This is a genomic window from Duganella sp. GW821-FHT01E12, assembly GCF_059422325.1.
Genome location: NZ_JBWKWR010000002.1, coordinates 831,895 through 857,764 on the forward strand (window position 1 = coordinate 831,895; position 25,870 = coordinate 857,764).

Below are 25,870 nucleotides of genomic sequence, written 5' to 3' on the forward strand. Positions count from 1 at the left end.
AGCGCAGTTCAGGCGTGGCGGGCGATCGCCCATTCGACATGCTCGCGCACCAGCGCCGACGGGTGCTCGCGGCGCGCCATCAGCGCGGCCACGATGGCCGCATCGCCCTTGGCGCCGGCCGCCGCCGCGTTCCCCAGGCCGACCGCGATATTGCGCAGCCAGCGCTCATGGCCGATGCGCCGTATCGGGCTGCCTTCCATCTTGCGGTTGAATTCCTCCTCGGTCCACGCAAACAATTCGATCATCGACGCGCTACCCAGGCCATGGCGCTCGTCGAAGTCCGGCAGCACCGCGCGCTGCGCGAACTTGTTCCACGGGCAGGCGGTCTGGCAGTCGTCGCAGCCGTAGATCCGGTTGCCGATCAGCGGCCGCATCTCCAGCGGGATCGCGCTTTTCAGTTCGATGGTCAGGTAGGATATGCAGCGCCGCGCATCCAGCTTGCCCGGCCCGAGGATGGCCTGGGTCGGGCAAACATCGATGCAGGCGGTGCACTGGCCGCAATGCCGGCCGGTCGGCTCATCGACCGGCAGCGGCAAATCGACCAGGAACTCGCCCATGAAGAACATCGACCCGGCGGTGCGCGACAGCAGCAAGGTGTGCTTGCCGCGCCATCCCAGGCCGGCCTTCTCGGCCAGCGGCAGCTCCATCACCGGCGCCGAGTCGGTGAACACGCGGTAGCCGAATTCGCCGATCTCCGCCTTCACCTTGTCGGCCAGCTGCTGCAGGCGCGCGCGCAGCACCTTGTGGTAGTCCCTGCCCCGCGCGTAGACCGAGATCACGGCGGCGCCGGGATCGGCCAGGCGGGCCGCCTCGCGCTCGCGCCAGTCGTTTTCCGTGTCCCTCGGCAGATAGTCCATGCGGGCGCTGACCACCCGCACCGTGCCCGGCACCAGCTCGGCCGGACGGGCGCGCATCATGCCGTGGGTGGCCATGTAGTCCATTTCGCCATGCATGCCGGCGTCCAGCCACGCCTGCAGGCCCGCCTCGGCGTGACTGAGGTCGATGTCGGTGATGCGGATTTCGGCGAAGCCCAGCTCCACACCCCAGCGCTTGATGCTGAGGGCAAGTTCGGCTAAATTGGTTACTGGCAGGGACATCGGTAGCAGGTGGCGGTTACAATGGCTGGCGATCCAACCAATACGACATTCTAATTGATGCAGCACTTCCAAGCCCATCTCCATGACGAAGCCGGCACCGCCGCCCTGGGCACGGCCCTGGCGCGCGCGCTGGCGCCCGGCCTGGTGATCTACCTGCACGGCGACCTGGGGGCCGGCAAGACCGCCCTCACCCGCTCCCTGCTGCACGCGGCCGGCCATGTGGGCACGGTCAAAAGCCCGACCTACACCTTGTCCGAACCGTACGCGATCCAGCTCGGCGGCCGCGCCGTCAGCGTGATCCATTTCGACCTGTACCGCATGGGCAGCCCGGAGGAATTCCTCGACGCCGGCTTCCGTGAAGACTTCAACGGCGACAACATCTGCATCGTCGAATGGCCCGAAAAGGCCGATCGCGTGCTGCCTGCCGCCGATATCAACCTGTTTCTGACTGTGGCCGGCGACGGCCGTGATGTAGAATTGCAGGCGACCACCGCACTGGGTAACTCATGCCTTCAACGCCTCAAATTCGCACCGAACATGTAAACAGCAAGGCTGTTACGCGCCGCACCGTGCTCAAGGCCGGCGCCACGCTGCTGCTTTCCGTGCTGGCGCCGGTGCGCGCCTACGCCGCGCAGATCCTGGCGGTGCGGGTCTGGCCGGCGGAGGACTACACCCGCGTCACGCTGGAAAACGACGCCGCGCTCAAGGCCACCCACTTCATCGTCAAAGACCCCGAACGCATGGTGGTCGACATCGAAGGTCTGGAGCTGAACCCGACGCTCAAAAGCCTGGTCGCCAAGATCCAGTCCAACGACCCGTACATCAAGCAGGTGCGCGTGGGCCAGAACCGGCCCAACGTGGTACGCCTGGTGTTCGACCTGAAGGAAGAAGTCACGCCGCAGGTGTTCACGCTGGCGCCGGCCGGCAACTACAAGCACCGGCTGATCTTCGACCTGTATCCGGTCAAACCGGTCGATCCGATCGCCGCGATGATCGAAAAAGGCGACTGGTCGAGCGACGGCAAGACGGCGCCGCCCAAGCCGTCCGATTCCAACGTGGCCGCCGCCACGCCGCCGGCGCAGCCAGACGCGCCCAAGGCCGAGGCCAGGGCCGACACCAAGCCCGATCCGCGCGCGGAACTGCGCAACGAGGTCAAAGCCGCCGAGGCGCAGGCCCACGCCGGCGAAAAGACCGACAAGAACGGCAAACTGATACGCATGCTGACCGTGGTGCTGGACCCCGGCCACGGCGGCGAAGATCCCGGCGCCTCGGGCAAGAACGGCAGCCGCGAGAAGGACATCGTGCTGGCCATCGCCAAGCGCCTGAAGACCAAGATCGAGGAATTCCCCAACATGCGCGTGATGCTCACGCGCGACGCCGACTACTTCGTCCCCCTCGGCACCCGCGTCGACAAGGCCCGCAAGGTGCAGGCCGACCTGTTCGTCTCCATCCACGCCGACGCCTTCGTGCAGTCCACCGCGCGCGGCTCGTCGGTGTTCGTGCTGTCGGAAAAAGGCGCCAGCTCCTCGGCGGCGCGCTGGCTGGCGGACAAGGAAAACCTGGCCGACACCATCGGCGGCGTCAACGTCAAGACCCAGGACCGGCAACTGGCCAGCGTGCTGCTGGACCTGTCGACCACCGCGCAGATCAACGACTCGCTCCGCCTGGGCAAGTCGGTGCTGGGCGAGATCGGCGGCATCAACCGCCTGCACAAAGGCTCGGTCGAGCAGGCCGGCTTCGCGGTGCTGAAGGCGCCGGACATCCCGTCGATCCTGATCGAAACCGCTTTCATCTCCAATCCGGAGGAGGAAGCCAAGCTGCTCGACGACGGCTACCAGAACCAATTGGCCGATGCCATCGTCAAGGGCATACGGCGTTATTTCGCGAAGAACCCACCGCTGGCAAAGAACCGGCTGACTTAAAACTAAAACGGACGAGACATGGCAGTCATCACCCACACGGAATACGGCGCACTGCCGGCGGTACAAATCACGGCGGCCGACGGCAGCCAGGCGACGGTGTCGCTGTTCGGCGCGCACCTGTTGTCATGGAAGACGGGCGACGGCAAGGAGCGCCTGTTCGTCAGCGCGCAGACCCCGCTCGACGGCAGCAAGGCCATACGCGGCGGCGTGCCGGTGATCTTCCCGCAGTTTAATGTGCGCGGCCCCGGCCTGCGCCACGGCTTCGCCCGCGTCAGCACCTGGCGTTTGACCGGCAGCGGCGGCGACGGCGGCCAGTCCTTCCTCGAATTCGGCCTCGATCAGAACGACCTGGCGCCGGAACACGCGCAAGCCTGGCCGCACGCCTTCGAGCTGACGCTGCGTTTCACCTTGCACGGCGACGCGCTCGACGCGCAATTCACCGTGCATAACAGCGGCGCGCAGGCGTTCCCGTTCGGCGTGGCGCTGCACACCTACTATAACGTCGGCCAGCTGGCCGCGACCAGCATCAGCGGCCTGCAGCACGTGCGCTGCACCGACCATCACCAGGAGACGCTGACGCAGGAGCATCCGGCGCTGCACTTCACCGAGAAGCTCGACCGCCTGTACCAGTCCACGCCTACGTTGACACTCAACACGGCCAACGCCACGCTGCGCCTGGAGCAGCAAGGTTTCGACAACTGGGTGGTGTGGAATCCGGGCCGGGACGACGCCAGGGCGCTGGTGGACCTGGCGGACGACGAATACCTGCGCTTCGTCTGCATCGAGCCGGCGTGCGCCGACCAGCGTGCGCTGGCTGCCGGCGCCACGTGGACCGGCATACACCGCATCGCGGCCGATTAATTCGATTCTTTGACGATGCGGCCGGAGCCCGGCTGGATAGGCCGCGCGTTGAGCGGGTAGAGACGGCTGAACAGCGCCATCTGCGCCGGCGAAGCCTGCACCGGCTCCTTCATCACCAGCCACAGCACGCCCTCGCTGCAGGGCGGCGTGGTCAGCGACCCCATAAACGTGTAGTAGTCGCGGCGCGCCGGGATCAGGTCCAGCGGATCGAGCACGGTCGATGGCGCCATGGTTTCCAGCTTCTCCAGCGGCAGGTTGTTCCACACCGTCTGGATCACCGGCTGCGGCTTGCCGCGCTCCAGCAGCAGCGCCAGCACGGCCAATTTGCCCTCGCCATCCTTGTGCACCAGGTGCACGACCATCTCGTAGCCCTTGCCGTTGATGCGCTCCTCCGACGGCCGGTGGAAGTGGAACTGGATCAGCTCATACATGCGGTTGTTCACCGTGATGAAATTGCCGCTGCCGACCATGACCTGCACCGTGTGGCCGTTGTCGGTCACGTTGAACGAGGAGGGATGGTAGTCGAAGGTGATCTGCTCCAGCTCCACCTTCATGCCGTCGCGGATGTCGATCGGCGACTGGCGGTTGCCGGTGCTGCACTTGGCCCATTCGGGATTGATCTTGCCCCAGTTGGCCGGGCCGTCCTCACCCTCGTACGACCAGTGGTTGCTGTACACCTTGGGCACGACCGGCGCGGCGGCGGCGACCTTCTTGGCGCGGGCGGCGGCGGCCACGCGGGCCTGCTGGTTGGCCCGCATGATGGCCAGGCGGGCCGCGATCTTGGCCGACAGGTCGGTTTCCGCCTCGGCCTCGCGTTCGCGCTCGGTGAGCTTGCGCGGCGCGGACGACGCGCCGGAAGCGGAGGCGCTGGCGGAACTGGAAATGCTGGGACGGATGGACGCGATCGAGCCCGTGCTCCCACCCACCGGCGATTTCGTCGAGGGCGAAATCAGCGGATCGTTTGCGGCGCTGGCGGTCGCGAGGACGCAGCAGCAGGCAATCAGGGTGAGCAGAGTACGCATGTGTATCCAGAAGGAAAAGAATTACATACTGGTATACGGATGCATTTGGGCAAAACTTGAGCGGCGCCGGCCTTTCGGAAGGAATTTATTTATGAAACATCGGGCTCAGCGGCCCAGCATGCGGCGCGACAGCTTCCACATGCCGCCCAGCGCCATCGGCACCACGGCGATGCCGACGCCGAACAGCACGATCTCGGTCAGGTGCTCGCGGACGATGGCGATGTTGCCGAAGAAGTAGCCGGCCGTGGTCAGCAGCGCCACCCACAGCACAGCGCCGGTGATGTTGTACATCTGGAAGCGGGCGTGGGTCATGTCCGACACGCCGGCCACGAACGGCGCGAAGGTGCGCACCACCGGCACGAAGCGCGCCAGCACGATGGTCTTGCCGCCGTGTTTTTCAAAGAACTCGTGGGTGCGGCGCAGCGCCTCCTTGTTGAGCCAGCGGTAGTCGTGGGTGAACACGCGCTGCCCGATGGCCTCGCCTATCCAGTAATTGAGCGTGTTGCCGGAGACCGCCGCCGTGACCAGCAGCAGCATCAGCAGGAACAGATTCATCTCGCCCAGCGCGCACAGGGCGCCGGCAATGAACAGCAGCGTATCGCCTGGGAAGAAGAACAGGACCACCAGCCCGGTTTCGCAGAAGATGATCGCGAACAGCACGGCATAGACCAGGGTTCCGTATTGCTGAATCAAAACTTCCAGTGTCTTGTCGACATGAAGGATCATGTCAAAAAAATGCATAAAATCCATATTCTTCCCATAAAGTCTGCGCCGGAATCATACACCACCCGTGCCCCTTCGGCGGAAGTTTCCAGACTCGGCCAAGCAGTTTACAATCGTCCGACCGCCCGCAACAAGCGGACGCGACCAACCAAGGAGATATTGGATGTCCCAGACCCACCCGTTCCGCGCCCTTCCCCTCTCCGTCCTGGCGATCAGCCTGGCCTCCCTGGCGCACGCCGCCGACCTGCCTGTCAAGCCCAGCGTCGCCGACCTCGTCAAGCAGTCCAAGCCGTCCGACTGGCGGCCGCTGGACCCGAACAACACCCTGTACATGGAGCTGCCCACCGGCCGCGTGGTGATCGAGCTGGCGCCGGAGTTCGCGCCGCAGAACATCGCCAACATCAAGACCATGGTCAAGGAACAGTATTTCGACGGCCTGGCCATGCTGCGCTCGCAGGACAACTACGTGGCGCAATGGGGCGACCCGAACGCCGAGACCACGCCCAAGTCGCTGGGATCGGCCAAGGCCAAGGTGGCGGGCGAGTTCACGGTGCCGATGGCGAACGACAAACACTTCGTGCGCCAGCCGGACCTGGACGGCTACGCGCCGCAGATCGGCCATTCGAACGGCTTCCCGGTCGGACGCGATCCCAAGGCCAGGACCACCTGGCTGGCGCACTGCTACGCCACGGTGGGCGTGGGCCGCGACAACGGCACCGACAGCGGCAACGGCGCCGAGCTGTATGCCGTCACCGGCCACGCGCCGCGCCACCTGGACCGCAATATCACGGTGGTGGGTCGGGTGGTGTGGGGCATGCCGCTGCTGGCCGGCCTGCCGCGCGGCAGCGAGGCCATGGGCTTCTACGGCGCCAAGGACACGCGCCTGCCGATCAAATCGGTGCGGCTGGAGGCGGACGTGCCGGAGGCCGAACGCAGCCACCTGGAGGTGATGCGCAGCGAGGCGCCCATCTACAAGGACGTGGTGGACGCGGCGCGCAACCGCGGCGGCCCATGGAACAAGTTCACGCCGCACTACGTTGAGCTGTGCAACGCGCCGATGCCGGTGCGCGAGCATCCGAAGGACTAAACCCTCAAGCATGGGGTCAGACCCCGTACGGGGTCTGACCCCTGGCCTGCGGGGTATTCGGCGGCCATGACCAGTTATAATCTCGTGATGAACGCGCCCGACACCTCCCCCCGCACGCCCCGCCCCATCCAGGCCCTGCCCGACCAGCTGATTTCGCAGATCGCCGCCGGCGAGGTGGTCGAACGGCCATCCGCCGTGGTCAAGGAGCTGCTGGAGAACGCGCTCGACGCCGGCGCCACGCAGATCACCGTGCGGCTGGAGGAAGGCGGCGTCAAACGCATCGCCATCACCGACAACGGCCGCGGCATCCCGCCCGAGCAGATGCCGCTCGCGCTAGCGCGCCACGCCACCTCCAAGATCGCCTCGCTGGACGACCTGGAAAACGTCGGCACGCTGGGCTTCCGCGGCGAGGCGCTGGCCTCGATCGCCTCGGTGGCCGCCGTCACCCTGACCTCGCGCACCGCCGACGCCGCCCACGCATGGGAAATCGTCGGCTCGCACAACGGCGCGGTGGCGCCGTCGTCCGGCGCCCAGGGCACCACGGTCGACGTGCAGGACCTGTACTTCAACACGCCGGCGCGCCGCAAGTTCCTCAAATCCGAGCAGACCGAATTCGGCCACTGCGCCGAAGTCGTGCGCCGCATCGCGCTGGCGCGGCCGGACGTGTCGTTCTCGCTGAGCCACAACGGCCGCACCATCGACCACTGGAACGTCAGCGAGATGGCCAAGCGCAGCGCCCACATCCTCGGCGAAGGCTTCGCCGAGGCGCGCCTGCCGATCGACGAAAGCGCCGGCCCGCTGCGCCTGCACGGCTACACCGGCCTGCCCACCGCCTCCAAGGCGCGCGCCGACGGCCAGTTCTTCTACGTGAACGGCCGCTTCGTGCGCGACAAGGTGCTGGTCCACGCCGTCAAGGCGGCCTACCAGGACGTGCTGCACGGCGACCGCTTCCCCTCCTACGTGCTGGCGCTCGATCTCGATCCGTCGCTGGTGGACGTCAACGTCCATCCGTCCAAGATCGAAGTGCGCTTCCGCGACAGCCGCGCGGTGCACCAGTTCGTGTTCCACGCGGTGCAGCGCGCGCTGGCGCAGACCTCGGCCACGTCGCACGGCAGCGTGCCGTCGCCGCTGCCGGCGGCCGAAAGCCTGGGCAGCTCCACCTGGCGCGGCGAGCAGACTTCGTTCGGACCTCTGCTGGCGCCGGACTACGCGCCAACATTCTCGCCGTCGCCATTCGGCTCGCGTGATGGCGGCGCAGGCGGTTCAAACGGCGCAGGCTTCGGCGCGCCGCGTTTCGGCGGCAGCGAAGGCGGCGTCGCCCAGAGCACGGAAAAATACGGCGCCCTGTTCGGCGGCTCCGGCCCCGTCACCGGCTACCGCGCCGAATCGGACATGGCGCTGCCGCAGGCCAGCCCGTTCACCGTCTCGGCGGCGGCGATGGCGCAGGAAGAATTCCCGCTCGGCTTCGCGCTGGCGCAGCTGCACGGCATCTACATCCTGGCGCAGAACGCCAAGGGTCTGGTGCTGGTCGACATGCACGCCGCGCATGAACGCATCCTGTACGAACAACTGAAAAACGCCCTGGACAGCCGCGTCGCCGGCGAGGAAATGCAGGTGCAGCCCTTGCTGATTCCAGTGACCTTCTACGCCGACGCGGTGGAAGTGGGGACCGCCTCCGAACACCAGGAGACCTTGCAGGCATTGGGCTTCGACATCGCCACGCTGTCGCCGACCACGCTGGCGGTGCGCTCGGTGCCGGTGCTGCTGAAGAACGCCGACGCGCAGACGCTGGCGCGCGACGTGCTGCGCGACGTGCGCGAGTTCGGCGGCTCGCGGGTGCTGATCGAGCGCCAGAACGAGCTGCTGGGCACACTGGCCTGCCACACGGCGGTGCGCGCCAACCGCATCCTGTCGACGCAGGAGATGAACGCCCTGCTGCGTCAGATGGAAACCACCGAACGCGCCGACCAGTGCAACCACGGCCGCCCGACCTGGGTGCAGGTGGAAATCGGCGCGCTCGACAAGCTGTTCCTGCGCGGCCAATAAGATGGGCGATATCGTTTCAAAACCGCTGGCGGTTGCCATCATGGGCCCGACCGCGTCGGGCAAGACCGCGTCCGCGCTGGCGATCGCGCAGCGCATTCCGTCGGAGATCATCTCGGTCGATTCCGCGCTGGTGTACCGCGGCATGGACATCGGCACCGCCAAGCCCACACGCGAGGAGCGCGCCGCCGCGCCGCACCACCTGATCGACATCATCGACCCGCTGGACTCGTACTCGGTGGCGCAGTTCCGCAACGATACGCTGCGCCTGGTCGACGACATCGTCGCGCGCGGCAAACTGCCGCTGCTGGTGGGCGGCACCATGTTGTACTTCAAGGGACTGGCCGACGGCCTGGACGACCTGCCCGGCGCCGATCCCGCGCTGCGCGCCGAGCTGGAAGACGAAGCGGCCCGCGTCGGCTGGCCGGCCATGCACGCCAGGCTGGCCTTGCTCGATCCCGAAACCGCCGCCCGCCTGGCGCCGGCGGACGCGCAGCGCATCCAGCGCGCGCTGGAGATCTGCACCCTGAGCGGCAAGCCGATGTCCGAGCTGTTGGCGTTGAAGGAGAAGACCGAGTTGCCGTTCGAGCTGCTGTCGTTCGCGCTGGAGCCGTCGGATCGCGCCGTGCTGCACGAGCGCATCGCGCGCCGCTTCGACATCATGCTCGAAGAAGGCCCGGACGGTAACCTGCTCACCGAAGTGGAAGTGCTGCGCCGCCGCGGCGACCTGCATCCCGGCCTGCCGTCGATGCGCTGCGTGGGTTACCGGCAGGCGTGGGAATACCTGGACGGCAGCATCGACTACAAGACCATGCGGGAAACCGGCATCATCGCCACGCGCCAGCTGGCCAAGCGCCAGTTGACGTGGCTGCGCTCCATGCCGGAGCGCGTGGTGCTCGACTGCCTGGCCCCCGATCCGGCCAGCGCCATGCTGGCGCAGATCGCCGGGAAGCTGGGCTAAGTTTTCGGCGGCGCCGAATCCATATAAATAATTTCCCACAAATGGCCGTCCAGGTCCTGGTAGCCGTGGCCGTACATGAAGCCGTGGTCCTGCGGCTCCTTGTAGGCGCTGCCGCCGGCCTCGATGGCCTTGGCGACGATGAACGCCACCTGCTCGCGCGATTCGGCCTGCAGGCAGATCAGCACCTCGGTGGCCGCGCGGGCGTCGCAGATCGGCTTGGGCGTGAAGCTCTTGAAGCGCTCCTCCACCAGCAGCATGACGAAGATATTCTCCGCCACGATCATGCACGTGGCGCTCTCGTCCGTGTACTGCGGGTTGAAGGTGTAGCCCAGATGCGTGAAGAACCTGACCGACGCGGCCAGGTCGCGCACGGGCAGGTTCACAAAGATATTGGTCGCCATATCGTCTCCGTTAGAAAAATGCTCACACCAGCCGAAACAGCATACCAATTTGACTATCTTTTGGCGGCGCGATTCAAAATTTTTGAAAAATTTTCGGGACCATCATTGACAGCTTAGGCTCCAACCCCCATAATGCTGGGCGTTGCAGGTGATATAGCTCAGTTGGTTAGAGCACAGCATTCATAATGCTGGGGTCGATGGTTCAAGTCCATCTATCACCACCAAGAATTTCGAAGGGCGATAACTCGATGAGTTATCGCCCTTTTTGCTTGTGCGCCGCCTTATTTCGTCGAGGCGGCCGGCCGCGCCGCGGCCGGGCGTTCGGCGCCGTAGGTCTTGACCAGATAGTCCACCATGTCGGGAATGTCGGCGTCCGCAAAGGGCGCGCCGAACGGCTTCTTCATCTTCTTCACCGTCGCTTCCCAGTACGCGCGCGGCGAGGTTGGTGGCTGCGACTGGATGTAGTGCACCGAGTGGCACAGCATGCAGTTGTTCTGCACCAGCGCATAACCCGGCAGCGTGCTGGGTTTGAACAGCGCGGTTTCGGACGGCAGGTCGATGTCGAGCGCGAACGCGGGGGCGGCGGCCATCAGGCTGGCGGCAAGCAGGGATCGGATCATCATGGTGGCTCTCCTTAAACGGCGACGATGCGCGTCGATTCGACCACATTGCGCATGTAGCCGGGCGGGTTCCACAGGGCGCTGGTGGGCTGTCCCTGGCCGATGCGGTTGACCGCACGCACCAGCAGCTCGTGGGCGCCCTTCTGTTTGGGCGTGAACGCGGCGCTCCATTCGCGGAACGAATATTTTCCGAGGTCCTTGCCCAGCTGCGCGGCCTGCCAGTTCCTGCCGCCGTCGGCCGAGAAGGCCACCTCGTTCACGCCGTAGCCGCCGTCGAAGGCAATGCCGCGCACCACCGTCTGCTGTCCGGTCTTGACGTGGGCGCCGTTGGCCAGGCTGGTGATGAAGGAGCGCACGTTCATGCGGTTGATCGGCACCGTCTTGACCGGCGCCTTGCCCGGCTCCGTGCAGGCGCACTGGTTGTCCGGGATGCGGTACGCGGTGCTCATCCAGAAGCCGTCGAACACCTTGTCGGTCACGGTGATGTCGGACAGGTGCTTGACCCAATAAGTGCCGTAGTAGCCGGGTACGATCAGGCGCAGCGGATAGCCGTTCAGCATCGGCAGGTCGGCGCCGTTCATCTGCCAGGCCAGCATCACTTCGCCATCCAGCGCGTGATCGAGGTTGAGGGCCTTGACGAAGTCCGGGCCGTCGCCGAGCGGCGGCGTGTCCAGGCCATTGAAGGCCACCTGCACCGAACCGGCTTTCACGCCGGCCTTCTCCAGCACCTTGCGCAGCGGGATGCCGGTCCAGCGGGCGTTGCCCATGGCGCCGTTGGACAGCTGGCCGCCGTTAGCGCGCGGCTCGAAATGGCCACGGCTGTTGCCCGAGCATTGGACCACGGCCACCAACTCGGTCGCATCGGCCATCTGCCGCAGATCGGACAGCGACAACTCCAGCGGCGTGTTGACGTTGCCGCCCACGCGCAGGCGGTATGCCTGCGGATCGATGGAGGTCGGGATGCCGCTCCAGTGGTAGCGCACGAAGAAGGCGTCGTTGGGCGTGATCGCCGATTCGTTGAACACGCTGAACGGCGTTTCCAGCTGCGGCGGGCGCGCGGTGAGCAGGATCAGGGGCCGTTTCTGCGGATAGGCGACCAGCTCGCGCTCGCCGTTCTCGAAAGGCAGCGTGACGCGGCGCGCCTCCGCCGCCAGAGCGCTCAGCGCAGGGTTGCCGAAAGCGGCGGCCGCGCCCAGCGTGCCGGCCTGCCGCAAAAAGGAACGGCGCCGCAACGCCTCTGCCGTCAATACCAACGTTTTAGTCTCCATGCCGGTCTCCGATCTTATTGAGAAGTTAAGCGCGTCAATATTGCCACAAATCGGCGCGCACCTCCCGAATCAACTGTTCCAGCGCCACCGACGCCTTGCTCTTGTAGCGCTCGCGGTGCCGCAACATCAGGAAATCGCGCCCCGCCATCTTGAAGTTCGCCTTGGCCAGCAAGCCCGCCTTCAAATGCGAGGCCACCACCAGCTCCGACACGACGGTGGCGAACGGCCCCGCCATCACGGCCGAGCGCACCGCCTCGTTCGACGGCAGCGACAGCGCGATCCGCAGCGCGTCCGCCGGGATGCCGCGCTCCGCCAGCGCCGCCTCGAACGCGGAGCGCGTGCCCGAGCCTTCCTCGCGCAGTATCCACTGGGCCGCCAGCAGCTGCGCCGGCCGCAGCGCCTTGCCGGCCGCCCACGGATGGCCCGGCGCGACCACCGCCACCATCCGGTCCTGCGCCACCGGCTCGGCCAGCAGCGCCGGCTCGTCGATCGCGCCTTCCACGAAGCCCAGGTCGGCGACGCCCTGCAGCACGGCCTGCGCCACGTTGTGGGTGTTATCGACCGCGACGTCGAGTTCTATCGACGGCCAGGCCTGGCGGAAGCGCACCAGGAACTGCGGCAGCCAGTAGCTGGCGATGGTCTGGCTGGCCTGTATGGTCAGCGTGCCGCGCTTCATGCCGCCCAATTCGGCCAGCGTCAGTTCGGCGGCGCGGGCGCTGGCCAGCGTGCGGCGCGCCTCCACCAGGAAGATGCGGCCAGCCTCGCTGGTTTCGATGCGGCGCCCGACGCGGTTGAACAGCGGCGTGCCGTAGCGTTCCTCCAGCACCTTGATGGAGGCGCTGACGGCCGACGGCGTCAGCGCCAGTGCGCTGGCCGCCTGCGTCAGGTGCTGCCGCTCTGCGACTTCCACGAAGATGCGTAACTGTTCCAGTGTCATTGTTCGATTTGATTGAATGAATTGTCATAAATTGTAAGATGGACGCAACGATCTGTCGACTTGATAATCGCGCCATCGAACCATCAAGGATGACGCAATGAACAAGAACATGACTGACGCCCTGCCCGGACTGGCGCTGTGCTGCGTGGTCACCGCCTCCGCTTACGCGCTGGAGGCCGTGGAGAGCGCCGTGCTGGGGCGCGCCTGGCTGGAAAGCCTGGTGCTGGCCATCCTGCTGGGCACCGCCATCCGCACCTTGCTGGGCATCGAGCAGCGCTTCGAGGCCGGCATCCAGGTCGGCGCCAAGCTGCTGCTGGAAATCGCCGTGGTGCTGCTGGGCGCCTCGGTCAGCGCGCGCTCGCTGCTGGAGAACGGCGTCGGCTTGATAGCCGGGATCGCGGCCGTGGTGGCGATCGCGATCGCGCTCAGTTTCGCCATCGGCCGCGCCTTCGGGCTGCCGCGCAAGATGGCGATCCTGATCGCCTGCGGCAATTCGATCTGCGGCAATTCGGCCATCGCCGCCGTGGCGCCGGTGATCGACGCCGACGGCCAGGACGTCGCCGCCGCCATCGCCTTCACTGCGGTGCTGGGCGTGGCCGTGGTACTGGTGCTGCCGTTGATGGTGTCGCTGCTGTCGTTCTCGCCGGTGCAGTTCGGCGTGTTCGCCGGGCTGACCGTGTACGCGGTGCCGCAGGTGCTGGCCGCCACCGGTTCGGTCGCCGTCAGCAGCGTGCATGTCGGCACGCTGGTCAAGCTGGTGCGGGTGCTGATGCTTGGGCCGGTGGTGCTGATCCTGTCGCTGTTCGCGCCGCGCGACGGTGGATCGCGGCCCGCGCTGTCGCATCTGGTGCCGTGGTTTATCGCCGGATTCCTGCTGTTGCTGGCCTTGCGCTCGTTCGGCGCGATACCGGCGGCCGCGCTGTCGCCGGCGCATGCGGCGGCCAACTTCTGCACCATCATGTCGATGGCCGCGCTGGGACTGGGCGTGGACGCGCGCGCCGTGCTGCGCGCCGGCGGACGGGTCGCGGCGGTGGTGGTGCTGTCCTTGCTGGGCCTTGCCGCCGTCAGTTTTGCGCTGATCAAACTGCTGGGCGTCGCCTGAGCCCCGCGCCGCCTAGCCGCCCTTGCCCGCCACCGCCTGCCGGTACTGCGTCGGCGTGACGCCGGTGGTGGCCTTGAACTGGCGCGTGAAGGCGGAGTGGTCGCCGTAGCCGCAGGCCTGCGCGATTTCGGCCACGCTGGCCGTCCCCTTCAACAAGCGCGAAGCCGCCTCCACCCTGGTCTGGATGATCATCTGGCGCGGCGTCAGATGGAAGATGCGCAGGAAGTAGCGCTCGATCTGCGCCACCGACATGTGGGCCGTGCGCGCCAGCTCCGCCAGTTGCAAGGTCTGGCCGTATTCCTGGTGGATCAGGTTCACCGCCGCCGCCACCTTGCGGTAGGCGGGATTCTTCTTGTCGGCCATCGCCAGGTCGCGCGAGATGCCGGTCAGGCCGACGATGCGGCCATCGGCGTCGCGCAGCGCGGTCTTGCGCGTCAGGCACCAGCCGGGATCGCGGTTGGGATACAGGTGCAGTTCCAGCTGGTCTTCGATGTCGCTGCCGCCGGCGAGGACCGCCATGTCCTGCGCCAGGTAGGTCTGGCCGAACGGACGGGCGAACACCTCGGCCGGCGTGCGCCCGATCAGCGCCGCCTTGTGCCGCTGGCCGCAACGCTGGACCAGGGTCTGGTTGACCACCACGTAGCGGCACTCCACGTCCTTGACGAAGAAAACCACGTCCGGCAGCGCGTCGAACAGCGCTTCGGAAAAGAAGGGATCGGCGATGCCCGCGCCCAGGGCGCGGCGGGCTTCGTCGTGAGGGGGTTCTTTGTGCATGAAGGCGATTGTGCCAGCGGCGCGGGGCGGCGTCTCCTGTTTTATCGCCGTTGTGCAGATTTCGTCATCGATCATGCGCAGGAGATGCAAGACAGCGGGCCGCAGGAAGCCTAAGATTTGAGCATGAAAACGATCTCCATCATCGACTCCCACACCGGCGGCGAACCGACCCGCCTGGTCACCGACGGCGGCCCGGAACTGGGCCAAGGCCCGCTTAGCGAGCGGCTCGCGCTGCTGAAACGCGAGCACGACACGTTCCGCTCCGCCGTGGTCTGCGAGCCGCGCGGCTCGGACGTGCTGGTCGGCGCGCTGCTGTGCCAGCCGCACGCCCCCGATTGTGCGGCAGGCGTCATCTTCTTCAACAACGTCGGCTACCTCGGCATGTGCGGCCACGGCACCATCGGCCTGGTCGCGTCGCTGGCCTTCATGGGCCGCATCGGCGCCGGCCGCCACCGCATCGATACGCCGGTGGGCGTGGTGGAGGCGGAGCTGCACGCGGACGGCAGCGTCACGGTGGACAACGTGGCCTCCTACCGCAGCCAGGCCCAGGTCACGGTCGAGGTGCCGGGCCACGGCCCGGTCACCGGCGACGTCGCCTGGGGCGGCAACTGGTTCTTCCTGGTTTCCGGTCATGGATTGGAACTGGGCGTTGGTAACGTCGAGGCGCTGACCGCCTACAGCGTGGCCGTGGGCGCTGCGCTGGAGCGGGCCGGCATCACCGGCGACGGCGGCGCGCTGATCGACCATATCGAATTGTTCGCGCCATCGCGCACCGGCGCCGACAGCCAGAGCTTCGTGCTCTGCCCCGGCAAGGCCTACGACCGTTCGCCCTGCGGCACCGGCACCAGCGCCAAGCTGGCCTGCCTGGCGGCCGACGGCAAGCTGGCCGAGGGCGCGCTGTGGAAGCAGGAGAGCGTGATCGGCAGCGTGTTCGAGGCCTTGTACCGCTATCGCGGCGAGCAGCTGATCCCCAGCATCCGCGGCCGCGCATGGGTCAATTCGCAGGCGCAGCTGATCCTCGATCCGACCGATCCTTTCGTCTGGGGCATACGGTGAACCAGCAAGATGTGATCGTCATCGGCGCCGGCATCGTCGGCGCCGCCTGTGCGGATGCGCTCAGCCAGCGCGGCCTGCGGGTGATGGTGATCGAACAGGACCTGCCCGGCGGCGGCGCCACCGCGGCCGGCATGGGCCACCTGGTGGTCATGGACGACAACCCGGCGGAGCTGGCGTTGTCGGCGTATTCGGTCTCGCTGTGGAATTCGCTGGTGGGCGACCTGCCGCAGCGCCACGAGTACAGCCGCTGCGGCACCATCTGGGTCGCCGCCGACGAAGAGGAAATGGATGCGGCGCGCGACAAGGCAGACACCTTGACTGCCTACGGGCTGGCCTGCGAACTGCTGGCGCCCGCCGCGCTGTATGCGCGCGAACCGCAGCTGCGCACCGGCCTGGCCGGCGGCCTGCTGGTGCCCGGCGATGGCCTGGTGTATCCGCCCAAGAGCGCGCGCATCCTGCTGGACCGGGCGATCCGGCGCGGCGCCACCACGCTGCGCGGCAGCGTGGCCGCCATCGAAGACAACGGCGTGCTGCTGGCCGACGGCGCGCGCCTTCAGGCGCAGCACGTGGTGCTGGCCGCCGGCTCGCGTTCGTCCGCGCTGCTGCCGGAACTGCCGGTGCAGCCGAAGAAGGGACACATCGCCATCACCGACCGCTATCCCGGCTTTGTCCACCACCAGCTGGTGGAACTGGGATACATCAAAAGCGCCCACGCCGCCAGCGGCGACTCGGTCGCGTTCAATTTGCAGCCCCGTCCTACCGGACAAGTATTGATCGGCTCCTCCCGCCAGTTCGACACGATCGACCTGGCGGTGGAGCCGGCCATGCTGCAACGCATGCTGCGCCATGCCGCCGCGTTCACGCCAGCCCTGGCGCAACTGAACGTGCTGCGCTGCTGGACCGGCCTGCGCGCCGCCACGCCGGACGGCCTGCCGCTGATCGGCCCCCACGCCGCGCGGCGCGGATTGTGGCTGGCGACCGGACACGAAGGCCTGGGCATCACCACCTCGCTGGCGACGGCGCAGCTGCTGGCCGCGCAGATGAGCGGCGACAGCACGCGCATCCCCTACACTCCTTACCTGCCGGGGCGCTTCAATGACTGACGTGGTCCTCAACATCAACGGCCGCGAGATCCGCGTGGCGCAAGGCGTCAGCGTGGCCGCGGCGGTCGCCATGGCCGGCAGCGCCGTCACCCGCCGCTCGGTGCGCGGCGCGGCGCGCGCGCCCTTGTGCGGCATGGGCGTCTGCCAGGAATGCCGCGTCACCATCGACGGCCGCATGCACCAGCTGTCGTGCCAGACGCCGTGCGCCGACGGCATGCGCGTGATCACCGGCGAGTCGCGACCATGAGCCGCTACGACATCCTGGTGATCGGCGCTGGGCCGGCCGGACTGGCGGCCGCGCATGCCGCCGCCGCGCACGGCGCGCAGGTCGGCCTGGTCGACGACAATCCGCTGGCCGGCGGCCAGATATGGCGCGGAGGCCCGGATCAGCAGCAGGACCAGCGCGCGCAAAGAATGTGGAGCGACCTGCGCGCCGCGTCGAACGTGGCCTACCTGCCGCAGACGCGGGTGCTGTACGCGCCGGCGCCGGGACAGCTGCAGGTGCAGACGCCGTCCTCGTCGGCCACGCTGCAATACGAAAGACTGATACTGGCCACCGGCGCGCGCGAGCGGCTGCTGCCCTTCCCCGGCTGGACGCTGCCCGGCGTGACCGGCGCCGGCGGCCTGCAGGCGCTGGCCAAGGGCGGCTATCCGGTGCAGGGCAAGCGCGTGGTGGTGGCGGGCAGCGGCCCGCTGCTGCTGGCGGTGGCCGCGACGCTGCGCGGCAAGGGCGCGGAGATCGCCGCCATCATCGAGCAGGCGTCCTTGCCGGCATTGGCGCGCTTCGGATTCGGCCTGCTGGCCACGCCGTCCAGGATCACGCAGGCGCTGCAACTGGCGGCGCAGCTGAACGGCATCCCCTACCTGCGCGACAGCTATGTGCATTCGGCGCACGGCGACGGCACGCTGCAGTCGATCCTGATACAGCGCGGCGGCGCGCGCGAGCTGGAGGCGCTGCAATGCGACTACCTGGCCTGCGGCTACGGCCTGCTGCCCAACGTCGAACTGGCGCAGGCGCTGGGCTGCGCCACCGCATCGAACAACGGCCAGACGGCGGTGCGGGTGGACGAGGCGCAGCTGACCTCCGTGCCCGGCGTCTACTGCGCCGGCGAAGGCACGGGCGTCGGCGGGGTCGACCTGGCGCTGGCGGAGGGCCGCATCGCCGGCCTGGCGGCCAGCGGCAAGCAGACCGCCGCGCAGGAACTGCAGGCCGAGCGCGCACGCTGGAAAAAATTCGCGGCAAGGCTGGAGCGCGCCTTCGCGCTGCGGCCGGAATTATTGACGCTGGCCGGCGACGACACCATCGTCTGCCGCTGCGAAGACGTCTGCCACAACGAGCTGCGCACGCACACCAGCTGGCGCAGCGCCAAGCTGCAAACCCGCTGCGGCATGGGGCCGTGCCAGGGACGCATCTGCGGCGGCGCCACCGAACTGCTGTATGGCTGGCGGCCGGACGCGGTGCGCATGCCGATCTCGCCGGCCAGCATCGCCAGCATCATCGATTAACCACAACGATTCATCACAAGGAGAACAGCATGGCAGCAGCAAAATGGGAAGGGGTCTTCCCCGCAGTAACCACCAAGTTCAAAGAGAACGAGGATCTCGACCACGCCGAAATGGAGAAGCACTTCAACTTCCAGATCGACAGCGGCGTGCACGCGCTGCTGACCTGCGGCTCGCTGGGTGAAGCCAGCACGCTGTCGTTCGACGAGAAGCTGGCCGTGACCAAGACCGCGCTGAACGTCGCCGCCGGCCGCGTGCCGGTGCTGGTCAACGTCAGCGAGACACGCACCGCCACCGCCTGCCGCTTCGTCGAGAAGGCGCACGAGCTGGGCGTGCAGGGCCTGATGGTGATGCCGTCGGTGCTGTACGCGGCCGACTCGCGCGAGGCGATGGACAACCTGCGCGTGATCGCCAAGGCGGCGCAGCTGCCGATCATGGTCTACAACAATCCTGTCTCGTACAAGGTGGACCTGACGCCGGAGGACTTCAAGGAGCTGGCCGATTGCGAATGGATCGTCGCGATCAAGGAATCGACCGACAACGTGCGCCGCATCACCGACCTGCGCAACGCCGTCGGCCACCGCTACCAGCTGTTCATGGGCGTGGACGACCTGTCGTTCGAAGGCCTGGCGGTGGGCGCGGACGGCCTGCTGGCCGGCCTGGTGGTGGCCTTCCCGAAAGAGACCGTGGCGCTGTACAAGCTGATGAAGGCCAAGCGCTGGGATGAGGCGCTCAAGCTGTACCAGTGGTTCATGCCGCTGATGCACCTGGACGTGTCGACCAAGCTGGTACAGAACCTGAAGCTGGTGGAAACGCTGGCCGGCGTCGGCAACGAGTACGTGCGCCGTCCGCGCCAGCCGCTGCAAGGCGCCGACCGCGCCCGCGTCACCGCCGTGGTCCAGCAGGCGCTGGCCACCCGTCCGGACGTCAGCACCCTGTTCTAAGCTAGTTGCGTTTGATGGTCGAGGCGCGCAGGATCAGCTGCGGCTCGATCATCGTGGCGGCGGGGGCGGGTTTGCCGTCGATGGCGGCGATCAGCTTTTCCATCGCGGCCACGCCCATGCGCTCACTCTGCAGGTCCACCGTGGTCAGCGCCGGCGAGGTGTATTGGCCGTACTCGATGTTGTCGAAGGCCGCCACCGAAATCTGCTCCGGCAGCTTGAAGCCCAGCGCCTGCGCCGCCTTCATGAAGCCCAGCGCCATCAGGTCGTTGTAGCAGATCAGCGCGTCCGGGTGCTCGCCGCCCAGCATGATGGACGAGCATACGCGCTCGCCCTCGGCCGCCGTCGGCGCGCCGCCCTCGTACACGGCCAGCTCCATGTCGTGCGCGGCCAGGCAGGCGCGCACGCCGGCCAGCCGCTCCTCGTCGCGCCGCGAGCGCGGGAAGCGCAGGTAGCCGATGCGCTTGTGCCCCTGCGAGATCAGATGCCGCGTCAGCATGTAGGCGCCGCGGTGGTCGTCGCTGGTCACCCACGGAATCTGCAGCCGCGACAGCCGGCCGAAATACACCAGCGGCTTGCCCAGCTCCATCACCCAGTCCATCTCCGATTCCAGCATGCGCGAGAACATGATGATGCCGTCCACCCGGCGGCTCAAGGCTTCCAGCAGCGGGCGTTCGCGGTCGGGGTTTTCCTCGGTGTCGACCAGCAGCAGCGTAAAGCCGTGCGCCAGCGCGACCCGGTTGGCGCCCTTGACGATGCTGGTGAAGTGGGGGTTGGCGACGTCCAGCACCGACAGGCCGATGCTCTTGGTGCGGCCGGTGATCATCGACGCCGCCAGCGGGTTGGAGCGGTAGCCCAGCTTGGCGATGACTTCCTTGATGGTCGCCTCCACCGCCGGCGAGAAGCGCTGCGCGCCGTTGACGAACTTCGAGACGGTGGCGGTGGACACGCCGGCCGCTGCCGCCACATCGCGGATGGTTGCTACGTTTTTTTTCATGTTCTGACTATCGGAGATGCCTGGCTGCCCGTACCGCGGCAGCGCCAAAGGACAATCTTAGCATGTCGGCATCACTGTTCCGCCCGATCAGAGGTCGGTGATTTCCTTGTGGCGCGGGACCAACGCCTTCATCACGCTCCAGGCGACCAGGTAGGCCAGCGCGCAGATGCCGAACATGATCATGTAGCCGGTGCGGATGTCGTTGAGCGCCTTGTAGTAGTCGAACACCCAGCCGCCCAGCTTGGTCAGCAGCACGCCGCCGATGCCGCCTGCCATGCCGCCGATGCCGATCACCGAGGCCACCGATTTTTGCGGGAACATGTCGGAGACGGTGGTGAAGATGTTGGCCGACCACGCCTGGTGGGCCGAGGCGCCCACGCCGATCAGCAACACCGGCACCCAGAAGCTGACCGCGCCCAGCGGCTGGGCCAGCAGCACCACCAGCGGGAAGAAGGCGATCACCAGCATGGCCTTCATGCGGCCGTCGTAGGGCGCGTGGCCGCGCGCCATGAAGTAGCTGGGGAACCAGCCGCCGCCGATCGAGCCCACCATCGTCATGCTGTACAACACCGCCAGCGGCAGCACGATGGCGTCGCCCTTCATGCCGTACTGCGCCGACAGATAGGTCGGCAGCCAGAACAGGAAGAACCACCACACGCCGTCGGTCATGAACTTGCCGAAGGCGAAGGCCCAGGTCTGGCGGTACTTCAGCAGCTGCAGCCACGAGACCTTGCCGCCGGCCGCCTGCGGCGGCTGCGCCGGCTGGTCGCTGCGGATATAGGCCAGTTCCTGCGCCGTCAGGCGCGGCTGCCGCTCAGGCTTGTCGTACAGCGCGATCCACACGCTCATCCAGATGAAGCCCAGCATGCCGATCATGATGAAGGCGGCCTGCCAGCCCCATATGCCGGCGATCAGCGGCACGCAGATCGGCGCCAGGATGGCGCCCACGTTGGCGCCGGAGTTGAAGATGCCGGTGGCGAAGGAGCGCTCCTTCTTCGGGAAGTATTCGGCGGTGGCCTTGATCGCGGCCGGGAAGTTGCCGGCCTCGCCGACGGCCAGCACGGCGCGCGCGAGCATGAAGCCGAGGATGGACGGCGCGGCCACGATGCCGAACGCGCCCAGCAGCACGCCGGCGCCCTCGCCCATCGGCACCGAGAAGGCGTGCATCAGCGCGCCCAGCGACCACACCGTGATGGCCACCACATAGGCGGCCTTGGTGCCGATCCTGTCGACCACGCGGCCGGCGAACAGCATCGAGATGGCGTACACGAACTGGAAGGCGGCGGCGATGTTGGCGTAGTCGGTATTGCTCCAGCCGAATTCCCGGGACAGGTCGGGCGCCAGCAGGCTCAGGACCTGCCGGTCCAGGTAGTTGACGGTGGTGGCAAAAAACAACAACGCGCAGATGGTCCAGCGGTATCTACCGACGGTTGCTCCCACCGCTGGCGCGGTCACAGGCTCGCTCAGGTTCATGGCATCACTCTATTCTGGTTTTTGGGTGATGATCTCTCGGTCTCCACGAGATCATTCTAGTCGTAAGTCATCGTACAACTATAAAACACGATAGGCAAGCGGAAAGATGCGGATATTCAAGGGATTACGCCGCCATGCCAGCCCGTTGCGAAGGCTGCCATGGCGGCGTTGTATGATGACATTTATGGCAATTACGCGGCCTTGGCGCTGCCGCCGCTCTTGGCCAGCAGCAGCGCCACCAGGCTGATCACCGCGGCGGTGGACAGGTAGTAGCCGACGTATTGCAGGCCGTAGTTGGTGGCCAGCCAGGTGGCCGCGTACGGCGCCAGCGAGGCGCCCAGGATGCCGGCCAGGTTGAACGTCAGCGAGGCGCCGGTGTAGCGCACCTCGGCCGGGAACAGCTCGGACAGCATGGTGCCCAGCGGGCCGTAGGTCATGCCCATCAGGCCCAGGCCCAGCGACAGGAACACGGTCACCTGCACGCTGCTGCCGGAACCGAACATCGGCGCCATCGCCAGTCCGAACACGGCGATCGCTGCCGAGACCCAGATCAGCGTGGCGCGGCGGCCATAGCGGTCGGCCCACAGCGCGGCCACGGGTATCGTCAGGCCGAAGAAGATCACGGCGAACAGCTGCTGGATCAGGAAGTCCTTGCGGCTGAACTTGAGCGCGGTGGTGCCCCAGCTCAGCGCGAACACCGTCATCAGGTAGAACAGCACGAAGGTGGCCAGCGCGATCAGCGTGCCCAGCACCAGCACGCGGCGGTGGTCGCGCCACACCGTCACTACCGGCACTTTCACGCGCTCATTCTTGTCGAGCACCTTCTGGAAGTCCGGCGTCTCGTGGATCTTCAGGCGGATGTACAGGCCGACGATCACCAGCAGCGAGCTCGACAGGAACGGGATGCGCCAGCCGTAGCTGAAGAACTCGGCGTCGCTCAGGGTCTGGCTCAGCAGCAGGAAGATGCCGCCCGACAGGAAGAAGCCGATCGGCGCGCCCAGCTGCGGGAACATGCCGTACCAGGCGCGCTTGCCCGGCGGCGCGTTCTCGGTGGCCAGCAGCACCGCGCCGCCCCACTCGCCGCCCAGGCCCAGGCCCTGGCCGAAGCGGCACAGCGCCAGCAGCGCCGGCGCCAGCGTGCCGATCGAGGCGTAGGTCGGCAGCGCGCCGATCACCACCGTCGAGATACCCATGGTCAGCAGCGCCGCCACCAGCGTGGCCTTGCGGCCGATGCGGTCGCCGAAGTGGCCGAACACGGCCGAGCCGACCGGGCGCGCGAAGAAGGCGATGGCGAAGGTGGCCAGCGATTGCAGCGTGGCGGCGGCCGGGTCGCTGGCCGGGAAGAACAGCTTGGGGAACACCAGCACGGCCGCGGTGGCGTAGATGTAGAAATCGAAGAATTCAATCGTGGTGCCGATCAGGCTGGCAAACAGCACGGTGGCCGGGGAATTGGCCTTGGACGATCCGGGGTGAGACTGACTCATGCTTGACGCTCCTGCGGGTGGATGGTGCGGCCCATCATACACACCCGCCTTGCCCGCTGCCAAGCAGTTAAGCTTGTTACCTAGGTATCGATTTGCGCAAAGGCAACGCTGATCTCGTCGGCCTGCAACGGCCGCACCAGGCGCGCCACTTCCTGGCCGTCGCGCAGGAAGATCAGGGTCGGCCACAGTTTGACGCGGTAGGAGCGGCCCAGCGCCCGGCCGGGGCCGTCCTCGATCTTGTAGTGGCGCACGCCGTCGTGGCCGGCAAAGGCCTGCGCCAGCGGCGCCTGCGCGGCCATGCAGTGGCCGCACCAGTTGGCGCCGAATTCCAGCACGGTGGCGCCGGCCAGGGCGTCGAGGGTGGCGCGATCCGGCGCGGCCGGGACGTAGATTTTTTCCATGGCGTCAGGACCTGGGTTGGGATTTGAGGGCGCCGCACGGGTCGGGCCGGGATTGCGGCGCCACCGTGTAGACCGCGTCGTAGCGGCCGGCGCCGCCGGCGCCTTCCAGATAGCCTTCGCTGCGCACCGTCAGCGCCGGCGCCAGCACATTGATCCAGCGCGCCACGCCGATGTCCTTGCGCACGTGGCCGTTGCCGGCGATCAGCACCACGTCGCGCGGCTGCTGGTCGCGCACGATCTTGGCCATCCAGATGTCGCGCGAGACCTGGGCGTTGATCATGCCGTCGACCATCATCTCCGGCAGCATGTTGCAGTGGCCGGCGAGAATTTCCTTGTACTGGCCGCCGCGCACGTCGGCCGGCAGCGGCTGGTCCAGGTGGTAGTCGCGCACGCTTTGCGGATCGAAGGTGGCGGCGATGCCGTCGCGCACCACGCGCGAGGCGTCGGCGCGCGACAGGTTGCCGGCTACCAGCGGCAGCTGGTAGGTCAGCGCCAGCTGGATCACCGGATAGTAGAGCTGCCAGTCCCAGCGGACGCCACCCACCACGCGGATCACGCACTGGGCGTCCAGGCAGCCTTTCTGCGCCTTGTTCAGCACATCCTGGTTTTCGCGGTCGAACTGCTCCATGACGATGGCCGGACGCCAGCCCGCCTCCACCCGCTGGCGCAGCAGCTCGTAGCGCAGCTTGTGGCCGGCGGCGTTGTCGTGCACTTCGCCCAGCAGCAGCACCTGCGGATTGGGTCCCGCCGGCGCCGGCACGGCGGCGCTGCCGGCCGGTTTGCCGCCGCTGGCGCAGCCGGCCAGCAAGCCGAATACGGCTACCGCGAAAGTCAATCCCAATGTGCGGCTATATGCGGAAATCGTCTGTGTCTGGGCCATAACTAATTGAATTATTGGTTGTGAAGCGGGAATCGTGTACGCCACTGGCTAGCAAGCAACAACCGTTGTTGCGCCGCACGAATTGATTGCCTAAAGAAAAATAGAGATGGCAATATGTTACTAAATATGGTTTAATATGAACCTGTCGAGTACGGTTGGATCAACGTCCGATGTGAGTTTAATGTTTATGCTTTAATGTAGCCTTAACGTCCTGCTTATGCAGCAAAGTCAGGAGAGTGTCGTGAAGAAGTTGACTTTTATAACAATATTATTGCTGGCCCTGGGAATGGCCGGAGCCGCGCAGGCTCAGGCGAACAGCCCGGAAAAAAGCAAAGTTGCAGCCGCAGCAATTGTACTGGCCCATTGCGACGCCCACAGCCCCGCGCCCTGCGGCATCGACAGTTCGGCCCCTGCGGAGAAGACCGCCCCGGATCGCGATCCGGAGGCGTTGGCGACGAACGACCCTAACAACCAGCAAGCCGTCGATCCGGTGGCCGAAGTGCCGGAACCGCAAACCTTCGTCATGTTGATGCTGGGCCTGGTCATTCTGGGCTTCGCCTCGCGCGGCAGCGAAGCGTCGGATACCTTTACCGACTGAACCCGGCCGCTACAGGCCGCACACCGAGTGGATGTTGGTGATGGCGACGCCATGCAGGATGGCGCGCCCGACGCAGGAGAGTTTCTGGACGCCGTCCTCGGTGCCCAGCACCGCAAAGATCGCCACCGCCAGCGCCACGCCTATCAGTATCGCCAAGCCTTTGAGTGTGTCTTTGTCCATGGCAGCATTCTAGCGTGGCGCAGTTGGCCTAAGCAACGGCCGCGCCCAGCGTGTAATCGAAATCGTAGTAGTGCTTGCCGCCCTCGATGCGGATCTGCAACGTGCCGCTGAGGCCGGACAATTCCTCGCGGCCGGAATCGGCCACCACCACCACCGTCAATCCCGCCGCGCCGCGCGCCATGGTGCCGGTGTGGCACAGCAGGAAGCTGCCGCGCCGGCCCTCCAGCGCGCCCTGCACCTTCTCCATCGCCACATAGGCGCCGGAACCCAGTTCGCGGTCCATATACGCCAGCATTTCACCGGTGCCGAAGGCGTCCAGCGCGCCGTGGTACTGCTTGTCGAGCGACATGCGGCCGATGCCGCTGCCGGCCGCCACGGCCGACATGGCTTCCGGCGCCATCTTGACGCTGAATTCACCGCTGATTGTTGGCATCGC

28 protein-coding genes and 1 tRNA gene are annotated in these 25,870 nt (G+C 66.8%); 14 read left to right on the top strand and 15 right to left on the bottom strand.

Annotated elements, in window-relative coordinates; genetic code table 11:
- Nucleotides 1-8: 8 nt before the first annotated feature.
- Nucleotides 9-1,097, bottom strand: a complete 1,089-nt coding sequence (gene queG / locus AC07WS_RS08935; RefSeq protein WP_494728698.1) for a tRNA epoxyqueuosine(34) reductase QueG — start codon at nucleotides 1,095-1,097, stop codon at nucleotides 9-11.
- A gap of 57 nt (nucleotides 1,098-1,154) precedes the next feature.
- Between queG and tsaE the strand changes: the two genes are divergently transcribed.
- The 3 genes from tsaE to AC07WS_RS08950 are packed head-to-tail and all read left to right on the top strand — an operon-like array spanning nucleotide 1,155 to nucleotide 3,880.
- Nucleotides 1,155-1,640, top strand: a complete 486-nt coding sequence (gene tsaE, locus AC07WS_RS08940) for a tRNA (adenosine(37)-N6)-threonylcarbamoyltransferase complex ATPase subunit type 1 TsaE (protein WP_494728699.1) — start codon at nucleotides 1,155-1,157, stop codon at nucleotides 1,638-1,640.
- A complete protein-coding gene (locus AC07WS_RS08945; RefSeq protein ID WP_494728700.1) occupies nucleotides 1,604-3,019 on the top strand; it encodes an N-acetylmuramoyl-L-alanine amidase in 1,416 nt (471 codons plus the stop codon). Before tsaE ends, AC07WS_RS08945 begins: the two co-directional genes overlap by 37 nt.
- A gap of 18 nt (nucleotides 3,020-3,037) precedes the next feature.
- Nucleotides 3,038-3,880, top strand: a complete 843-nt coding sequence (locus tag AC07WS_RS08950; protein ID WP_494728701.1) for a D-hexose-6-phosphate mutarotase — start codon at nucleotides 3,038-3,040, stop codon at nucleotides 3,878-3,880.
- Here the strand turns inward: AC07WS_RS08950 and AC07WS_RS08955 are convergent.
- Nucleotides 3,877-4,902: a carbonic anhydrase gene (locus tag AC07WS_RS08955; RefSeq protein ID WP_494728702.1), complete on the bottom strand. Its 1,026-nt coding sequence runs from the start codon at nucleotides 4,900-4,902 to the stop codon at nucleotides 3,877-3,879. The genes AC07WS_RS08950 and AC07WS_RS08955 overlap by 4 nt on opposite strands.
- A gap of 105 nt (nucleotides 4,903-5,007) precedes the next feature.
- Nucleotides 5,008-5,652: a VTT domain-containing protein gene (locus AC07WS_RS08960; protein ID WP_494728703.1), complete on the bottom strand. Its 645-nt coding sequence runs from the start codon at nucleotides 5,650-5,652 to the stop codon at nucleotides 5,008-5,010.
- A gap of 136 nt (nucleotides 5,653-5,788) precedes the next feature.
- Between AC07WS_RS08960 and AC07WS_RS08965 the strand changes: the two genes are divergently transcribed.
- From AC07WS_RS08965 to miaA, 3 genes are all read left to right on the top strand, one after another.
- Nucleotides 5,789-6,712, top strand: a complete 924-nt coding sequence (locus AC07WS_RS08965; protein WP_494728704.1) for a peptidylprolyl isomerase — start codon at nucleotides 5,789-5,791, stop codon at nucleotides 6,710-6,712.
- 87 nt (nucleotides 6,713-6,799) lie between these two features.
- Nucleotides 6,800-8,758, top strand: a complete 1,959-nt coding sequence (gene mutL, locus AC07WS_RS08970) for a DNA mismatch repair endonuclease MutL (RefSeq protein ID WP_494728938.1) — start codon at nucleotides 6,800-6,802, stop codon at nucleotides 8,756-8,758.
- Between the two features lies 1 nt (nucleotide 8,759).
- On the top strand, nucleotides 8,760-9,716 hold the full coding sequence (gene miaA / locus AC07WS_RS08975) for a tRNA (adenosine(37)-N6)-dimethylallyltransferase MiaA (protein ID WP_494728705.1): 957 nt from the start codon (nucleotides 8,760-8,762) through the stop codon (nucleotides 9,714-9,716).
- On the opposite strand, the gene AC07WS_RS08980 is transcribed toward miaA, so the two are convergent.
- Nucleotides 9,713-10,117, bottom strand: a complete 405-nt coding sequence (locus AC07WS_RS08980) for a VOC family protein (protein ID WP_494728706.1) — start codon at nucleotides 10,115-10,117, stop codon at nucleotides 9,713-9,715. The two genes, miaA and AC07WS_RS08980, sit on opposite strands and share 4 nt — an antisense overlap.
- A 147-nt stretch (nucleotides 10,118-10,264) precedes the next feature.
- Here AC07WS_RS08980 and AC07WS_RS08985 point away from each other — a divergent pair.
- Nucleotides 10,265-10,341: transfer RNA gene (locus AC07WS_RS08985), tRNA-Met, on the top strand.
- A gap of 57 nt (nucleotides 10,342-10,398) precedes the next feature.
- Here AC07WS_RS08985 and sorB read toward each other — a convergent pair.
- Genes sorB through AC07WS_RS09000 form a run of 3 tightly spaced genes read right to left on the bottom strand, consistent with a single transcriptional unit; the run spans nucleotide 10,399 to nucleotide 12,942 of the window.
- Complete coding sequence (gene sorB, locus AC07WS_RS08990; RefSeq protein WP_494728707.1) at nucleotides 10,399-10,740, bottom strand: SorB family sulfite dehydrogenase c-type cytochrome subunit; 342 nt, start codon at nucleotides 10,738-10,740, stop codon at nucleotides 10,399-10,401.
- Between the two features lie 11 nt (nucleotides 10,741-10,751).
- Complete coding sequence (gene sorA / locus AC07WS_RS08995; RefSeq protein WP_494728708.1) at nucleotides 10,752-12,005, bottom strand: SorA family sulfite dehydrogenase catalytic subunit; 1,254 nt, start codon at nucleotides 12,003-12,005, stop codon at nucleotides 10,752-10,754.
- Nucleotides 12,006-12,039: 34 nt separating this feature from the next.
- Nucleotides 12,040-12,942, bottom strand: a complete 903-nt coding sequence (locus AC07WS_RS09000; protein WP_494728709.1) for a LysR family transcriptional regulator — start codon at nucleotides 12,940-12,942, stop codon at nucleotides 12,040-12,042.
- A gap of 97 nt (nucleotides 12,943-13,039) precedes the next feature.
- Here AC07WS_RS09000 and AC07WS_RS09005 point away from each other — a divergent pair, with 97 nt between their 5' ends.
- Nucleotides 13,040-14,044 (top strand): YeiH family protein, encoded by a 1,005-nt coding sequence (locus AC07WS_RS09005; protein ID WP_494728710.1) that lies wholly within the window; start codon nucleotides 13,040-13,042, stop codon nucleotides 14,042-14,044.
- Nucleotides 14,045-14,056: 12 nt separating this feature from the next.
- On the opposite strand, the gene AC07WS_RS09010 is transcribed toward AC07WS_RS09005, so the two are convergent.
- Nucleotides 14,057-14,893, bottom strand: a complete 837-nt coding sequence (locus tag AC07WS_RS09010) for an AraC family transcriptional regulator (RefSeq protein ID WP_494728711.1) — start codon at nucleotides 14,891-14,893, stop codon at nucleotides 14,057-14,059.
- A gap of 48 nt (nucleotides 14,894-14,941) precedes the next feature.
- Here AC07WS_RS09010 and AC07WS_RS09015 point away from each other — a divergent pair, with 48 nt between their 5' ends.
- The 5 genes from AC07WS_RS09015 to AC07WS_RS09035 are packed head-to-tail and all read left to right on the top strand — an operon-like array spanning nucleotide 14,942 to nucleotide 19,424.
- The gene (locus tag AC07WS_RS09015) at nucleotides 14,942-15,874 is read left to right on the top strand and encodes a 4-hydroxyproline epimerase (protein WP_494728712.1); all 933 of its coding nucleotides are present in this window, start codon (nucleotides 14,942-14,944) and stop codon (nucleotides 15,872-15,874) included.
- On the top strand, nucleotides 15,871-16,977 hold the full coding sequence (locus tag AC07WS_RS09020; RefSeq protein ID WP_494728713.1) for an NAD(P)/FAD-dependent oxidoreductase: 1,107 nt from the start codon (nucleotides 15,871-15,873) through the stop codon (nucleotides 16,975-16,977). The genes AC07WS_RS09015 and AC07WS_RS09020 overlap by 4 nt, the downstream gene beginning before the upstream one ends.
- On the top strand, nucleotides 16,970-17,224 hold the full coding sequence (locus AC07WS_RS09025) for a 2Fe-2S iron-sulfur cluster-binding protein (RefSeq protein WP_494728714.1): 255 nt from the start codon (nucleotides 16,970-16,972) through the stop codon (nucleotides 17,222-17,224). Before AC07WS_RS09020 ends, AC07WS_RS09025 begins: the two co-directional genes overlap by 8 nt.
- Complete coding sequence (locus AC07WS_RS09030; RefSeq protein ID WP_494728715.1) at nucleotides 17,221-18,483, top strand: FAD-dependent oxidoreductase; 1,263 nt, start codon at nucleotides 17,221-17,223, stop codon at nucleotides 18,481-18,483. Before AC07WS_RS09025 ends, AC07WS_RS09030 begins: the two co-directional genes overlap by 4 nt.
- A 29-nt stretch (nucleotides 18,484-18,512) precedes the next feature.
- Nucleotides 18,513-19,424, top strand: coding sequence for a dihydrodipicolinate synthase family protein (locus AC07WS_RS09035; protein ID WP_494728716.1), 912 nt, complete (start codon nucleotides 18,513-18,515; stop codon nucleotides 19,422-19,424).
- 1 nt (nucleotide 19,425) lies between these two features.
- Here the strand turns inward: AC07WS_RS09035 and AC07WS_RS09040 are convergent, their stop codons facing one another.
- From AC07WS_RS09040 to AC07WS_RS09060, 5 genes are all read right to left on the bottom strand, one after another.
- Nucleotides 19,426-20,418 (bottom strand): LacI family DNA-binding transcriptional regulator, encoded by a 993-nt coding sequence (locus AC07WS_RS09040; protein ID WP_494728717.1) that lies wholly within the window; start codon nucleotides 20,416-20,418, stop codon nucleotides 19,426-19,428.
- A gap of 87 nt (nucleotides 20,419-20,505) precedes the next feature.
- A complete protein-coding gene (locus AC07WS_RS09045) occupies nucleotides 20,506-21,891 on the bottom strand; it encodes an MFS transporter (protein WP_494728718.1) in 1,386 nt (461 codons plus the stop codon).
- 191 nt (nucleotides 21,892-22,082) lie between these two features.
- Nucleotides 22,083-23,375: an MFS transporter gene (locus tag AC07WS_RS09050; protein WP_494728719.1), complete on the bottom strand. Its 1,293-nt coding sequence runs from the start codon at nucleotides 23,373-23,375 to the stop codon at nucleotides 22,083-22,085.
- A gap of 80 nt (nucleotides 23,376-23,455) precedes the next feature.
- Entirely contained in the window at nucleotides 23,456-23,776 is a 321-nt protein-coding gene (locus AC07WS_RS09055) for a thioredoxin family protein (protein ID WP_494728720.1), read from the bottom strand.
- A 4-nt stretch (nucleotides 23,777-23,780) separates the two neighbouring features.
- Nucleotides 23,781-24,611, bottom strand: coding sequence for a ChaN family lipoprotein (locus AC07WS_RS09060; RefSeq protein WP_494728721.1), 831 nt, complete (start codon nucleotides 24,609-24,611; stop codon nucleotides 23,781-23,783).
- 286 nt (nucleotides 24,612-24,897) lie between these two features.
- Here AC07WS_RS09060 and AC07WS_RS09065 point away from each other — a divergent pair, with 286 nt between their 5' ends.
- Nucleotides 24,898-25,254 carry a PEP-CTERM sorting domain-containing protein gene (locus AC07WS_RS09065; RefSeq protein WP_494728722.1) on the top strand — a complete coding sequence of 119 codons (357 nt, stop codon included), beginning with the start codon at nucleotides 24,898-24,900 and terminating at the stop codon, nucleotides 25,252-25,254.
- Between the two features lie 9 nt (nucleotides 25,255-25,263).
- Here AC07WS_RS09065 and AC07WS_RS09070 read toward each other — a convergent pair whose 3' ends face one another.
- The gene (locus tag AC07WS_RS09070; protein WP_175001076.1) at nucleotides 25,264-25,434 is read right to left on the bottom strand and encodes a hypothetical protein; all 171 of its coding nucleotides are present in this window, start codon (nucleotides 25,432-25,434) and stop codon (nucleotides 25,264-25,266) included.
- 28 nt (nucleotides 25,435-25,462) lie between these two features.
- On the bottom strand, nucleotides 25,463-25,867 hold the full coding sequence (locus AC07WS_RS09075) for a DUF3224 domain-containing protein (RefSeq protein ID WP_494728723.1): 405 nt from the start codon (nucleotides 25,865-25,867) through the stop codon (nucleotides 25,463-25,465).
- Nucleotides 25,868-25,870 lie beyond the last annotated feature (3 nt).